Source organism: Vibrio penaeicida, assembly GCF_002933855.1.
Lineage (GTDB): Bacteria > Pseudomonadota > Gammaproteobacteria > Enterobacterales > Vibrionaceae > Vibrio > Vibrio penaeicida_A.
In genome coordinates this window covers 1-14445 of the sequence record NZ_BFAQ01000031.1, presented here as the reverse complement: position 1 = coordinate 14445, position 14445 = coordinate 1, and the positions used below count along the sequence as shown (strand labels likewise).

Sequence of the window (14445 nt, the reverse complement as noted above, 5' to 3'; positions counted from 1 at the left end):
ATGACCGAGATAGTCACCATGCCGGAAGCAAATAACGCGAATGTGCGCCCCACTCTGCTGGAACTGAATCAGAGCAACTTGAAACACTACATCATTGCATCTTATAGTGGCTCAACCGCTCAAGAAATATATGCGTTTTCGGAGACTTCCGAAATAGAGCCTCTTTATGCAGAAAGTGAACTCCAAGAATTCGTATCCATCAGCCCAATAGTCGCTAGAGTTGAAACCAAAAGCACCCTATTTAGACGCCTAGCGGAGGGGACACCCCCAGATTTTGATTGGTCTTGGATTCTTGTATCTGTTCCAACATCAATGTTATTCGATCATCTCCTTCGCCAATTGAGAAGTAGCCTCACCCTCTCTTTTGATGGGGCGAGAAGGGGAGTCTTTCATTTTTACAACCCACGAGTCGCTCACTATTTCTTTGGTGAGTCCGATCCGTCCGATACGCAAACATGGCTTGGTGAAATTAGGCAAGTCACCTGGATTTCACCATCAGACTCTCCAAGCAATGGTTCAGTCTGCTTTTTCGATGGCTCAGCAGAAAACCTCGACGTCGCAATCTCGAAAGTGAATACACAAAAAGTGCTTTCACCTTCTCAACAAATCGCTCTGGAACGCCTTCATGACGACAAAATTATTGGCGAATACTTGTCCAAACAATCAATAACCCATTGTGATGCTCAACAATGGAAGCGATACCGAAAACTTTACATTCTCTCTGAAAATCTAAATCTCAGCCAACCCGATGACATCGCTCAGTTCTTCCAACTATGCGATCACTATGAAACGCAACCTGAAAACATTGAACATCTAATGCATTTAAAACCATTGGATTCGAGTTCCAAATTTCACGCTCTAGAACAAAAAATGATTGAGGATAAGCACTATGTCGGCGAATAAGCTCAGCTCAAAACCTGCCTGTGAGTCAAAGAAAGTATTCGTTGAAGTAACTGGTACTCAGCACAATCCAGAGCAGTCAGTTATGTTCTACGACGAAGGCGATTTGGTACGACAGGAATGGTTAGAACAGCAAATAGAAATCGAAACACTCGATAACACGACGATTCATAGTTGGGATTGGTCTGGTCAAAACGCGCAAATTAACGCTTGGTTAGCAGTGTCTAAGGAAACCGGTCAGATAAATCTACCCTTATACCCAGACATACAACCCAAAGAGAGGCAATCCAAAGAACAACATTACTTGCTTCACTCCATTGTTCCACTCGCTCTTTTGCCAACTTTTGACAAAGATCTGAGTTACAAAGACAGAGTTGCCCCAGTCCGAAATGGGTATCTCTATATTTTTTACAACAATCGAGCATGGCGAGAAATTGAAGTTCGCAGGCAAGAGGATGGCTCTGTTAAGTTCAGAGACATCGATCTGTATAAGCACCGGGAAGCAACGGATCAGCCCTTCAAAATCGAAGAGAGAGAACCTGAAGGCTTACCCATCAGCGATATTTGGGTGCCTGCAAAATCAAATGGCAACCGAGCAACAGTTCATTTTGCCTATTCTGAGGTTCAATGGAGTGCACAGTATTTAAATCACCTAGAATCCAACGAATATGATCGCTCACGTCGTTTGTCTGCCTTTCATGAACTGAATGTGAAAGACTCTGTTGATGTTCTTCATGCCAAAGCATTGCCTGAGATGAGAGCTCGCCAGCCGGAGATTGAACTGTTTTGTGCTGAACCCAGATACCTAAGTCATGACCTATCTGGAAATTGGCTTAATACTCAATACCAACAAATAAAAAACAAATTCAAAACCATCGCCGCTGATGGAAAAAGTGCGTTGGATGTCCTCAGATACAATGAATCTTTCCAATACGAATATGGGATGAAACATGCGGCTCTGGAGGCGATTGTTTCGCCAGAAAATTCTAGCGAAGATGCATGGAAGACCGACGCTCTTCAAGATTGTTTGGCTGACGCACGCGAGCGTAAACTCCGAGCCATTGTTCTAGACGACCCTTTATTTGACCTTAGGCACAACGCCTTTACTGTGATGTATGGCATTGGTTATTTGCAGCAAGTCTATACGGATATGTCCAAACAAGAGTATTTCCAATGCGCTGAGCTGGTTCAACGATTCGTTTTACCAAAGAAATTTGGTAAGCAAGAGAATCCATTCTACGAACATAAAGACGAGTTCGATACATTTTTTGGGGGGCGATTCCATCGCACAATGAGAACCATTGAACGACAGATCTGCGTGCGAGATGTGAAAGAAATTCAAGAAGCAGTAGAGCTGAAAATGAACGCGACACGCACGGCGCAGGTACTACGAGATATCAGCTCGCTAAATGGGGTGAACGCTTCTGCAGCCCACGTCATTGCTGGGTATGGCTTAACCGCATTAAGTATGGATATCGACAACCTTGATCCAATGACGGTTCCTGAGGATAAAAAGCCTGTGAGCTTCATGCCGACGGTAAGCCATATCCTCAAAAGCGGCAGCCCTCACCCGCTCCATAAAGTTTTATTCCCATCTACGGAATTGGTTTCGTTAGAAGATAAATACACACCTCCAGAACCGTTCAATTCAGGAACAGGATTCGCGACCCCTGAATCCCTCGCGCAATGGGAAAGTGAACATTTTATCATTGAGGATGACGCCCTCAAGGTCATAGACTTAGCATTCATGGCGAAGGCCAATGACAATTCCGAAGGTCCTTTCGCTACAGTACGCCGAATTTCAAACACAACCGATGGCATTTTGCGAGGCTACTTCGACGCAGTACTCGCGTTATCTAAGAGTATTAGTGAACACGCTAAAGTGGTGGAGTTCAATTCAGCTTATGCACCCGTACTCGCATTGTTAAAGTCCACAAACTCAAAACTTTGGGGGGAGGCACTGTATGTCCCTGTTGGCGGTTCAGAATTGAAAGGGGCAGTGGTTGGCGTACATGGTCATGGGTTGAGCTACGGTGTGTTGGATGTGGAGCGTAAACATATAGAAAGCAACAAAAATAAAACCCCCATGGGTCGTTTATACGATAAAGATGGAAAGCTGATTGCATCTACCGGGAAAAAATCGTTTCATTCAAACGATGTGATATCCGGAACTAAAAGTGTTGGTAAAAAGCTACCGCTTAAAGTGGTTGTAGTACCGGAAGGATCAGAAGTTGCTGAAGCGTTAAATAGGAAAGCCACGCAAAGAACATTGCAAGATATTGGTAAGAAAGGTGCGACTGGGAGTAACATTTATGAAGCATTGAAAGTCCCCTACTTTATCACGGTGATTGAAACTATAAATTTGATCAATAATTTGCAACACTTTAAAAACATGATTGATAAGAAGAATGGCTTGCACTCTATCGCTAATGCGTTTAGCGCTACTTTAGATTTAGGTGTCGCGCTGGCGCACTCGGCAAATTTTTACACATCTAATGCGTCTTCCTTTGCCATCAATAGCGCTAAGACTTTTATACGTTTTCCACCAAGCCTTGTTGCCCGCTTTACCTTTAAAAATGGTACATCGTCCCTAGTCAGTAATATTAGCCGGTTAGGTACCATTGGACTAATAGGTGGTTTGTTGACTGCTGGTATTGCCGCTTGGGACAGCTACCGCCTCTTCGAATCAAGCGATACCGATGCGGGTTTGGCAATGGGTATGGTCGCAATGGGCACGCTGGTCACCACACTCGCAACAGGGTTGTTTACCTCGTCTGCCACTTTTCTGGGCCTTGGTCCCATAGCTTGGATTGGGGTCGGGATAGCGGTGCTCGGGTTCGTGCTTTACACCATTTTTAAAGACACACCAATTGAGGTGTGGTTAAAAAACGGTCCTTTTGGCAAAGATCCCTCTAAAAAGTACAAACACTTACAAGATCCAAAAACCGCATTTAATCGGTTTATTGGATTGATATTCAATATTTCTATCAAATCGTACGCAATTGAAAAGAAAACGGAATTCCCCGCCTCTATTACCGAGGAAGTAACAGCATTAGGAGCGACGCATGTGATATGGGTGAACACCAATCTCGCGTCTCTATTTAATAAAGAAAAATTGATAATAGAGTTTTTTGCTAGGCAAGGAATCTGGCGAAAAACGAAAGAGACCAGCCGGATGGGGATTGATTACTCCGCCGAACTTTCGGAGGTGCGCTCAAACAACCTAAGGGTACTAAAAAAGGTAAATACGTTTGACGGGTATGCCTTTTTTGTAAAACATGATCTTCCTTTAAAAAGTACAAGCTTAGAAACCAACATGTTCAAGAGCAAGGCTTATACTCACACCTATTTTCGAGCATTTAACATTCGCGTCCGGCTTAGAGCGAACGATACAATTTACCCTGGACCGGAATTGGATGAAGCGTTTGATAACTCAAAAGTCAGCAGTTTTCCAGCCTTTACTAAAAAGGATGAAGACTGGCTCAGAGGGGTTGCCATTGTGCGACCAGAAGAAAACCGGAACCGATAGAGAAAACGTAATAAATGACAAATTCTATATATAACTCCGAGAGTTACACCAAGCAGAAACCCAACACTCACACGTCTTTTTTTTCCAAAGGGCAAACATTGGGATTCTCCAAGGGCAGTTCGGTGGTTTCAGTCTCGTGTATCGAAAACTTAAAGCCTTCAGATTTTCGTGAAATGGAGAAAGACAGCTCAAGAGACATGTTTTGGGATGAAAGAGCACTACAACAGGAATCTTTATCCGCTTGGTCACAGCTCTATTTTTTTCTGGCCACAATCGCTAAGGGTTTTCTTTATTTTGTGGTTCCTGGTATAACTTTATTTTCTATTCCCCCATTTTTTAATCCCGATATACCAATCACTGTCGATTTATTTATTTACTCAGCTATAAACATCTCATATTTCTTTGTCCCCTCTGCGGTTATTTACTTTCATTTTGTACTGGTTTCTAGGGGGTACTTGTTCTTAGCGCCGTTTCTTAAGAGTAAACGGTCTTTTGATCTAAGCCGCGAAACTGGCATGGTCACACTCTATAAGAAAGGCAACAAAGTTCGCTTCACCCATCCATTCATTGAATTTGACTGCGTATTGATGTCTGCCCCCTCTCACCAAGGGCACTTAAGCTACAGCCTGTTTTTGGTGCATCGTTATATGGGGTACTCGTTTGGCGTGCCCATCGGAACATTGATAGGACCAAATCAACCTGTTGGCGAGTACTACCGCCTATGGAACATGATTCAACGCTATATGGACGTGAGCCAGCCGATACCAGATATCATGATTCTTGAACCTGCAAGACCAAAAGACCCTGTCACTGCAGCACACGACGAACAAACAAGCAGAAAGCCAAGGTATTGGCGTGATATGACGGATGAAGAATTTGAGGCGGCCCTATCCAAATTAAGAACAGAGCAACGTGAGCTGCCTACAACAGGACCAAGTATTGAAATTTTTGAGTAGCAGTAGCTGCGGCATATTTGAATGACAAATTCCATATATAACTCTGAGAGTTACTCCAAGCAGAAACCCAACACTCACACGTCTTTTTTTTCCAAAGGGCAACCGTTGGGCTTTTCCAAAGCCAGCTCGGTGGTTTCGGTCTCATGCATCGAAAACTTAAAGCCTTCAGATTTTCGTGAAATGGAGAAAGACAGCTCAAGAGACATGTTTTGGAATGAAAAAGCACTGCAGCAAGAATCTTTGTCCGCTTGGTCACAGCTCTATTTTTTTCTAGCCACAATCGCTAAGGGCTTTCTTTATTTTGTGGTTCCTATTGTGACTTTATTTTCTACTCTCCCATTTTTTAACCCTGACATTCCAATTACTATCGAATTGTTTATTGAGACAATTGTTATCGTCTCTTACTACTTTGTCCCCTCTGCGGTTATTTACTTTCATTTTGTACTGGTTTCCAAGGGGTACTTGTTCTTAGCACCGTTTCTTAAGAGTAAACGGTCTTTTGATCTAAGCCGCGAAACTGGCATGGTCACACTCTATAAGAAAGGCAACAAAGTTCGCTTCACCCACCCATTCATTGAATTTGACTGCGTATTGATGTCTGCCCCTTCTCACCAAGGGCACTTAAGCTACAGCCTGTTTTTGGTTCATCGCTATATGGGCTACTCGTTTGGCGTACCTATCGGAACCTTGATAGGGCCAAATCAACCTGTTGGCGACTACTACCGACTATGGAACATGATTCAACGCTATATGGACGTGAGCCAACCGATACCAGACATCATGATTCTTGAACCTGCAAGACCAAAAGACCCTGTCACCGCCGCACACGACGAACAAACAGGCAGAAAACCAAGGTACTGGCGTGATATGACGGATGAAGAGTTTGAGGCGGTCCTATCCAAACTAAGAACAGAGCAACGCGAGCTGCCTACAACAGGACCAAGTATTGATATTTTTGAGTAGCAGTAGCTGCGGCATATATGAATGACAAATTCCATTTATAACTCCGAGAGTTACACCAAGCAGAAACCCAACACTCACACGTCTTTTTTTTCCAAAGGGCAGCCGTTGGGCTTTTCCAAAGCCAGCTCGGTGGTTTCGGTTTCATGCATCGAAAACTTAAAGCCTTCAGATTTTCGTGAAATGGAGAAAGACACCTCAAAAGGCATGTTTTGGGATGAAAGAAACCTACAACAGGAATCTTTATCCGCTTGGTCACAAGTCTATTTCTTTTTAGTAGCAATGGCTAAAGTTGGACTTTATGTTGTGGTTCCTGGTATGACTTTGTTATTAGCACTCCCGTTTTTTAACCCCGACATTCCAATTACTGTCGATTTGTTTATTGAGACAATTACTATCGTCTCTTACTACTTTGTCCCCTCTGCGCTTGTTTATTTGCACTTTATACTGATTTCTCGGGGGTACTTGTTCTTAGCGCCGTTTCTTAAGAGTAAACGGTCTTTTGATCTGAGCCGTGAAACTGGCATGGTCACACTCTATAAGAAAGGCAACAAAGTTCGCTTCACCCACCCATTCATTGAATTTGACTGTGTATTGATGTCTGCCCCTTCTCACCAAGGACACTTAAGCTACAGCCTGTTTTTGGTGCATCGCTACATGGGTTACTCGTTTGGCGTGCCCATCGGAACATTGATAGGGCCAAATCAGCCTGTTGGCGAGTACTACCGCCTATGGAACATGATTCAACGCTATATGGACGTGAGCCAACCGATACCAGACATCATGATTCTTGAACCTGCAAGACCAAAAGACTCCGTCACTGCAGCGCATGACGAACAAACAGGCAAAAAGCCAAGATACTGGCGCGATATGACGGATGAAGAATTTGAGGCGGCTCTATCCAAATTAAGAACAGAGCAACGTGAGCTGCCTACAACAGGACCAAGTATTGATATTTTTGAGTAGATCGAGACTTACTGTAATTAACAGCTAAAGAAATAACCGAGACCATGTATGCCAAATAAAATCAATAAAGTCTCTAAAGACCTATGGATAGGTGCTGAGCACCGAGGGTACGCGCCTGAATTTAAAAACACTATAAGACGCCGAGGGGTTGGCTTTAGTACTGGTTTTGGTACCAGCCATATTATGGAGGATGTTTTAAATCCTCCTGAAAAGGAAATAGAACTCAAAGATGAATTTGAGGAGATAGACGGCGGTTTTTACGATTCATCTTATCTTTTACACTCAGCAGGTACGCACGGTGACTTTATCGACATGAGAGTAAACAGCGTGCATAATCGACAGACGCTAACTCGCTTCGCTCAGTTTTTTATGTTTCCGATTTTCTTAATCACATACTTAATTATCAGATTAGCGAGAAACGATACACCTTGGTTTTATCTACATCCAATGGAATCAGGGGTGGTGGTTTTCATACTATTGCTATGTTTTGTCGAACTATGCCGACCTATTCGAACCCCTGTTCGTTTCCATCATAAAAACCAAGAAGTATACGTGTTCCATAAAAAAGCCTTGTATCGCATCCCATGGAAAGAGTGTGAAATGGCCTGCATGTACGCCCCACATCACGTAGGCAACGGTGCATTTTCCGATGCCTATAACTTAAATCTTTGGCTTTATCCTAAACACTGTATAAAAGGTCCGTGTGGTGCTGAGCCTGTCGCTTTAAATTTAACAACGAGTGTAGACGGACATTCTGATGTTTATATCTATTGGGAGTATGTGAGGCGTTTTATGTCTATGGGTGAGAAAGGCGTGTTAACAGGAAATATGCAAGAGCCCGTTCTTTTCAAAATCCCCAACCCCAATTGGAGTGTAAAAGCAAAAATCATAGGCTGGATACTTTCTCCGGTATTTTATGGATTGCTGCCCTTTATTTCCCCTTCTCAATTCGCTATCCGATTTAATCCCATTAAAGATCGCTGGCCGGAAGAAGTGCATAAATGGACAGGAAAAACAGTGAATTGGCATTAAAGGTATGCTCACGAACCAATAAATCCTTGATCTTTAGCCGATGGGTACATTCAAAAGTTTGATTAAGAAAACAGTATCAAAAACGACCGAAATAACTTTGTTACTTCGGTCGCATTTTCAAACCCAGCAACCTGAATCCCTCCTAAAACCTCATGCTTTAAATTACTCTCCTACCAATTAAATCAAGGCTGAACCATAGGCTAGAAAAATGTATAACAAAATCAGGCTTTTTATCATTGAATGCGTTGACCCTATGGATTTGCTTAATGAGCGTTCAGAGGCAGAAGCACTAGAGCAGGTGTGTAAAATTTTTGGGCATAAAGTGGCTAAGTTCATCGCTTATTCTGAAAAAGATCTCATCAAGTATTGTCGCTACATCTCCTCCATTGATTCTAGCCACGGTCCTAGAGGGGAAGAAGATATGCCTTTGTGTATTCATATTTCTGCTCACGGCAACAAAAAAGGTATTGAATTTGGTAGCGATTTTCTCAGATGGCGAGAGATGTTTGAGGCCATGAAACCCATTTTTACCGACATGAATGACTACGATGGTGAAGTCTTTGTATCACTCTCATCTTGTGAAGCGGGTAATCAAGGGTTAGACAGGTTGATTGCTGAAGAATGGGAGCATAGCGAAAAAATAGACCCTCCCAGCTACATATTTACCACCAGTGATGATGGCGGCGTCCGTTGGGATAATGCGGTTGTTTCTTGGACTGTTTTTTATCATCGGATCGCCAATCTACGAACGATTAAAAAAGGGCACGTTCAAGACGTAATAGACGACATAAAACAATGCATCGATACTAATATCTCCTATTTCCGGTGGGACAGTACCAAATCAGATTATCTCTACTACCGCTCAGATAACGATAAAATGTAGATTTAGTGTGCTTGCTCATATTGCCTAAAAACAAAAACCGATTTGTATTAACAAATCGGTTTATAAGCGGGTTTGCAAAACATATCACTTCACTGAAACACACTTGTTATTTTCAAACTTACGATCAGTCAAAGGTGGAAACAGTTGGTAGTTCATGCTCTTCTCGTTTGTTTTGGAAACCGGAGGTGAGGATTCCAACTCACAACTTTGTCCATCAATGCAGCAGGGTTTATCCGAAACCTCACCATTCGTAACTTGGCACAATAACCCTGTGCCTAGCGGACCAGGATCTAGGCAACCTGACTTTTGTGCGACTGTAAGTGCAGAAGGTTCGCATGGGGCACATGCAGGGGCAAAGCACTTACCTTGCGCAAAATCGACACCCTTACAGGTTACTTTTTGATTTCTTTCAACAAACTTCGATTCTTTTAAAAGGTAGGAAGTGGTTTTAAGCCTGCTTTGCAGTTCAGTAATGACTTCATTTTCAGACAACCCCGTTTTCTCTGTTTGGACGTCGGTACTTTGGCACCCTGCCAATACAAAAATAAGAGTGAATAGGAAGTAAATACGTGTCATCAGATTATTCCTTTGTTAATTGATGAAATGGTTGATTGAGGTTTCTTCTTTGCCAAAATGGAGAGTTGAATTGTGTCACTTTTTCATACTCCTCATTTTTCTTTGGCAAATATGAAAGAAAGCTATCCTGCATAAGTGCTTCATATTCCTTTAGGTATTGGGGCTGACCAATAAACCAATGGGTAATGGCTTTCGAGGCATAAAATGCACTTCCAAGAGCAGACGTAATGCCGTATGAAGATAGCGGGTCATAACTACAAGATGCATCCCCAACAGCCAACCAGTTATTGCCTACGCTTTTTGCGATACAAGATGAGTAAGCTGGGGTGATTTTCATTTGAGCGTTATCGTTTAAATCGCAGCTATCCAAATAGAGGGCTAACGAAGCATGTTCATATGCCAGCTCGACAAGTTCAGAAAATGTCTTGGGCATATCCAAATCATTGTCGGTGAAATAGCACAATGTCGCTTTGTTATTAGAAAACGGAGCTAGGTACCACCACCCATTTAAGCTGCTATGAATTACCGCTTCTTGCCTAGCTATAGCCCCTGAACCGCTGTGATTTAGATGTGCGCAGCAAGCTACCAAGCTATCGCCCTTTTTCTCTGCAATGTTCAACTTCCGGGTGAGCGTTCGGGCACGCCCCGTTGCATCAACAATAAAATTGGATTCCACCACATACTGGCTGGTATCAGGCTGCATGAAATGAAGCTGCCACCCATCACTTTGCTCTGAGAATTCAGTTAGACGAGATTGCCAAAAGATATCGACACCAGCTTCTATAGCCGCACTTATCAAACTCGTATCAAACTTTTCTCTGTTCAGGATCCAGCCTGTCCCGTATGGGCTGGTGATCAAACTCCGTTCATGATGACCTAATTTATCCCAATCGATTTGATATCCTTGAAGTTCAAAGTGTGCGTCTTTAATAAAACTATCGAATAATTTCAGCTCTGCCAGAATAGGCTGCATGGTTCCATGAACACACTCACCAAAACTCTGTTTTTGTGCGGTTTGTTTATCGAATACAGCGACTTTGATGCCTTGTTGCGCCAGTGCAAGTGCTGCGGATAAACCTGCAACACCTGCACCAAGAACCACAACTTGATAGTGTGATTCCTTCATTGCTAATTCAACTTTTCGCGACTTGGGATGATTCTAGGCGCGAGACCTAATTCAGACACTTCCTTATCTTCTTCATTTAGCTTTTCAATGTCTTCCTTTGTCTTGGATAGGCTGTTTGTGCTGTGCAATATTTCTTCAGGCGACAGGGTTTCTAAATTAAGCAATTGTCGATAACTTGCGTCGTGAGCCAAATAACGCACATTTACTTGTGATTCAACCCAAGCACTTTTCACTTCTTCACTCTCTATATCGAAGTCATCAATAGGCTTCTTAACAACAATCCCAATTTTGTCCCAGTTATCGACCATGGTAACTCTCGGGTTCTGTCCGCCTTCGCGTAAGAATCGCAACCAGTCTTGGCGGTAACTGAAGAACTTGTGACGCTGTGCAGCAGATAGATCTGTGTTTTGAGTTTGCTGGAAAGAACGCTGGCTCAACACTTGATTGGGAACACGCGCAGACCAGAAAGTGATCGTTGGTAAGTATTGCGCTGTATCGTAGTCTTGGTTCGAGCGGCAGCTCCCTTCATCCGATTGCCAAGGCACGCCCATAAAACGCGTTAGTGTGCCGGGACCACTAACATTAAACATATCTTTTAACGCCACTTCGGGTGTTAAAATGGGACCAAAATAATCTTGTACTTCCTCTCCCCTGTTTATAACGTTTAGGCGCATTCTGTCGACGCTATCAGACACATTCCACATAGACTCACGACGCAAAAACCACGTTAATTCGATGCCGGGATGGAACGGCCCACCGAGGCACTCTTGCAGGTTAGTTTTGGTAAGTATATGCGCGCGTTCTTTTACAGAGAGAATTGTTTCCAGTGGGTCATTGATGCCATCTAGCGGTGTAGGGTTTTCTTTGGGATTAGTATCTAGCTCAAATTCACCTATCGCCCAATTGTGCATGTGTTGATATTGAGTGGAAGTTAGACTCAACCCCACAAGAGGTGAATCTGGCGCGTCACCGTAGCTGTCCCCAAAAATGGGGGGAAGTTTATCGGCTTGCACTTGCACTTGTGCTTTCTTGATGGCTTCGTTAAATGTACCTGCTAAGTCCAATTTTAAACTTTCATCCAATTCAGAAATATTCGGTGAATTAAGTAGCTTCTCAACTTCTTCAGCTCTCTGTGCCACGGTGAGCTCTGGTGTGATACGGAATTGTTTGAACACCGCCTCTCGTAAAGCTAGGTTGTCAACACTTGAAGATTTCAGTTTCTCTAGAATGGAAGGCTTGGTGAAGTTCGCAGGTGCATTGTCACCAAATGCCATAAAGTAGCCCAAGTTGACACCTTGGTTCTCTACTAAGCTATTAAGAATAGGGAAGATATCGCGATAAAACTGCGTTTTTTGAGGCTTATCATTAAGCAGATCGTTTACAACATCATACATAGTAACGACACCGGGCATGCCCGGAGCAAAGTTTGGCGGCGTTACAGCTACCATGGCGGGTTCAGCGTCATGCCTTTCGCCATCAATAGTGATTGTAGCTCGAACTGTGCCGTCACTGATGTCATCATGCCAATTGTCGTTATTCGCAAACGTCGTGATGGGGCTATTGTTGTAACTGTCTGATTTGCCGCGTCCACCCAGTACCAGTAAGCGCCCTTCGCAATCGGTTCTCAATTCGCCTAAATAGACCGTTCTTTCTTGGCTTGTTCCACCAAAAAAGGTGCCGTCGTTAAATAGATAATCTTTCCCACACCTGTCACGACCTTGAATATTTCGTACGCTTGGCTCAATCAGTAACTTGTCTTTTCGTTCCTGAAGATCGGTAACAAAGGCGTTGCGTAACTCACAATTTTGAGAGAGCTTTCCTAAGTCCATAGCGTTGTTAAATTGGTAGTTAATGGACTTTCGATTCGCTATATGAACTTCCCACTCTATCGTTGCTTCTTTAGCGGTCACTTCTCGTACAATTTGATCGCAATCATCTATCTCGAATATTCGAAAACGCGCCGCTTGGCGCTTTACTTTTCCTTGGCTGTCTTTGAAATTGAGTTCTTGATCTGAACGATTGTTTAAACTGTAAGTTTCGTAGCATTCGCTAAAATTATTGCCTGTAAAATTTGGGTTTATGTCCTGATACGGAACTTCTGGACCAACAAAAAACTCAGACTCAGAGTTTCCTAGCCTTGCGATGCCAATCGCTGGGTAGACGTAGTACTTTGGCATATTAATAGTATCCTTTATGTTTATGCTGACTATTTACGTTTATTCATAGCATGAGCTTCAGTTGAAATCGCAATTATCCCAACTATGTTCACACCTACTTTAATTTTTATTTGATCGACAACAAGCATGGCAAAAAGGAAAGTAATCGTTGAGCTCACTTTGGTGTCAGTTTCAGTTTTTGATAAGTAACCAAATAGAAAACGAAGCAACTCGAACACTTCAGAATCTATTGCTAGTGCGACAACAAACCAAGTGTGACACCGATCCAGGCACATTCTCGCTACTCAAGCAATTATTCGCCCACACACAAGCAACTATTCGCTTTACCCCATGACCAAATCTATCTAACTATTTGTTTTATATTTAAATATAATTCTGGCACACCCCTTGCTCAATACTCTTCAGTTTCTGGCGCGACACTACGCTCAGGCACTCTTCACTTATCAAATGTCTTATTTAATAACTAAGGGGGCAGCCCCCTGTTTATGAGGATTGACTATGCCTACTCCATGTTACATCTCTATCGAAGGCGAGACTCAGGGGCTCATTACCGCTGGTGCTCTTTCTACCGACTCCATTGGTGACGCCTTTGTTGAAGGGCACGAAGACCAAATGCTTGTGCAAGAATTCAATCACAACGTAACCGTGCCAACCGACCCACAATCGGGTCAACCTTCTGGTCAACGTGTTCATAAGCCGTTCCAGTTTACGGTGGCACTGAACAAGGCAGTACCTTTGTTGTACAACGCACTAGCATCTGGCGAAAAGATGAGCACCGTTGAGCTGAAGTGGTATCGCACTTCAATTGAAGGCAAGCAGGAGAACTTCTTTACCACGGTATTGGAAAGCGCTTCGATTGTAGACATTCACTGTGAGATGCCTCACTGCCAAGACCCAACCAAATCTGACTTTACTCAGAATGTGACCGTCTCTTTGTCTTACCGCAAGATCAATTGGGACCATGTAAACGCAGGCACTTCAGGTTCCGACGATTGGCGTAAACCTGTTGAAGCGTAATTTAACCCCATACCTTTCGAGCAAAGCCACCAAACGGGGCTTTGCTTTTGTCGTTACATGTACTTTGAATTAACGGATTGATTGCATGGGCACCTTAAACTTCTCATTGGATGTCGAAGGACTGGCTTCGGATACCTTGATTGTGCGCGAGTATCACGGGCAAGAATCCCTGTCGAACTATCAGGGCTGTCATGGCTTTCGCTATCACATTGAACTCGCCAGCCGCTCTATGGACCTCACGCCTGAACAAGTGGTGGACAAAAACGCTTGGCTGTCGGTGATTCAAAATGGGGAAATCACTCAGCGTGTTCACGGCATTGTCC

The 14445-nt window shown here is 43.3% G+C and carries 12 protein-coding genes and 1 pseudogene; 9 read left to right on the top strand and 4 right to left on the bottom strand.

The window, feature by feature from the left end:
• From VPNCDNU1_RS17970 to VPNCDNU1_RS17940, 7 genes are all read left to right on the top strand, one after another.
• Complete coding sequence (locus VPNCDNU1_RS17970; protein WP_167404825.1) at positions 1-903, top strand: DUF4123 domain-containing protein; 903 nt, start codon at positions 1-3, stop codon at positions 901-903.
• Positions 890-4429, top strand: coding sequence for a toxin VasX (locus tag VPNCDNU1_RS17965; RefSeq protein WP_104401599.1), 3540 nt, complete (start codon positions 890-892; stop codon positions 4427-4429). Before VPNCDNU1_RS17970 ends, VPNCDNU1_RS17965 begins: the two co-directional genes overlap by 14 nt.
• A 14-nt stretch (positions 4430-4443) precedes the next feature.
• Entirely contained in the window at positions 4444-5385 is a 942-nt protein-coding gene (locus VPNCDNU1_RS17960; protein ID WP_104401598.1) for a hypothetical protein, read from the top strand.
• Positions 5386-5406: 21 nt separating this feature from the next.
• Positions 5407-6348, top strand: coding sequence for a hypothetical protein (locus tag VPNCDNU1_RS17955; protein ID WP_145959464.1), 942 nt, complete (start codon positions 5407-5409; stop codon positions 6346-6348).
• Between the two features lie 21 nt (positions 6349-6369).
• Complete coding sequence (locus VPNCDNU1_RS17950) at positions 6370-7311, top strand: hypothetical protein (RefSeq protein ID WP_104401596.1); 942 nt, start codon at positions 6370-6372, stop codon at positions 7309-7311.
• 48 nt (positions 7312-7359) lie between these two features.
• Positions 7360-8343 (top strand): DUF6708 domain-containing protein, encoded by a 984-nt coding sequence (locus tag VPNCDNU1_RS17945; protein ID WP_104401595.1) that lies wholly within the window; start codon positions 7360-7362, stop codon positions 8341-8343.
• A 208-nt stretch (positions 8344-8551) separates the two neighbouring features.
• Positions 8552-9226, top strand: a complete 675-nt coding sequence (locus tag VPNCDNU1_RS17940; protein ID WP_104401594.1) for a hypothetical protein — start codon at positions 8552-8554, stop codon at positions 9224-9226.
• An 84-nt stretch (positions 9227-9310) separates the two neighbouring features.
• Here VPNCDNU1_RS17940 and VPNCDNU1_RS17935 read toward each other — a convergent pair whose 3' ends face one another.
• Genes VPNCDNU1_RS17935 through VPNCDNU1_RS17920 form a run of 4 tightly spaced genes read right to left on the bottom strand, consistent with a single transcriptional unit; the run spans position 9311 to position 13380 of the window.
• On the bottom strand, positions 9311-9802 hold the full coding sequence (locus VPNCDNU1_RS17935; protein WP_104401593.1) for a hypothetical protein: 492 nt from the start codon (positions 9800-9802) through the stop codon (positions 9311-9313).
• Positions 9803-9806: 4 nt separating this feature from the next.
• Positions 9807-10928: an NAD(P)/FAD-dependent oxidoreductase gene (locus tag VPNCDNU1_RS17930; RefSeq protein WP_104401592.1), complete on the bottom strand. Its 1122-nt coding sequence runs from the start codon at positions 10926-10928 to the stop codon at positions 9807-9809.
• Between the two features lie 2 nt (positions 10929-10930).
• Positions 10931-13105: a LodA/GoxA family CTQ-dependent oxidase gene (locus VPNCDNU1_RS17925; RefSeq protein WP_104401591.1), complete on the bottom strand. Its 2175-nt coding sequence runs from the start codon at positions 13103-13105 to the stop codon at positions 10931-10933.
• 29 nt (positions 13106-13134) lie between these two features.
• A complete protein-coding gene (locus VPNCDNU1_RS17920) occupies positions 13135-13380 on the bottom strand; it encodes a hypothetical protein (RefSeq protein WP_104401590.1) in 246 nt (81 codons plus the stop codon).
• A 223-nt stretch (positions 13381-13603) separates the two neighbouring features.
• On the opposite strand from VPNCDNU1_RS17920, the gene VPNCDNU1_RS17915 reads away from it, so the two are divergent.
• Both VPNCDNU1_RS17915 and VPNCDNU1_RS17910 read left to right on the top strand, forming a co-directional pair.
• Complete coding sequence (locus VPNCDNU1_RS17915; RefSeq protein WP_101110170.1) at positions 13604-14122, top strand: Hcp family type VI secretion system effector; 519 nt, start codon at positions 13604-13606, stop codon at positions 14120-14122.
• An 85-nt stretch (positions 14123-14207) separates the two neighbouring features.
• Positions 14208-14445, top strand: a pseudogene (locus VPNCDNU1_RS17910) (type VI secretion system tip protein VgrG); the annotation flags it as partial.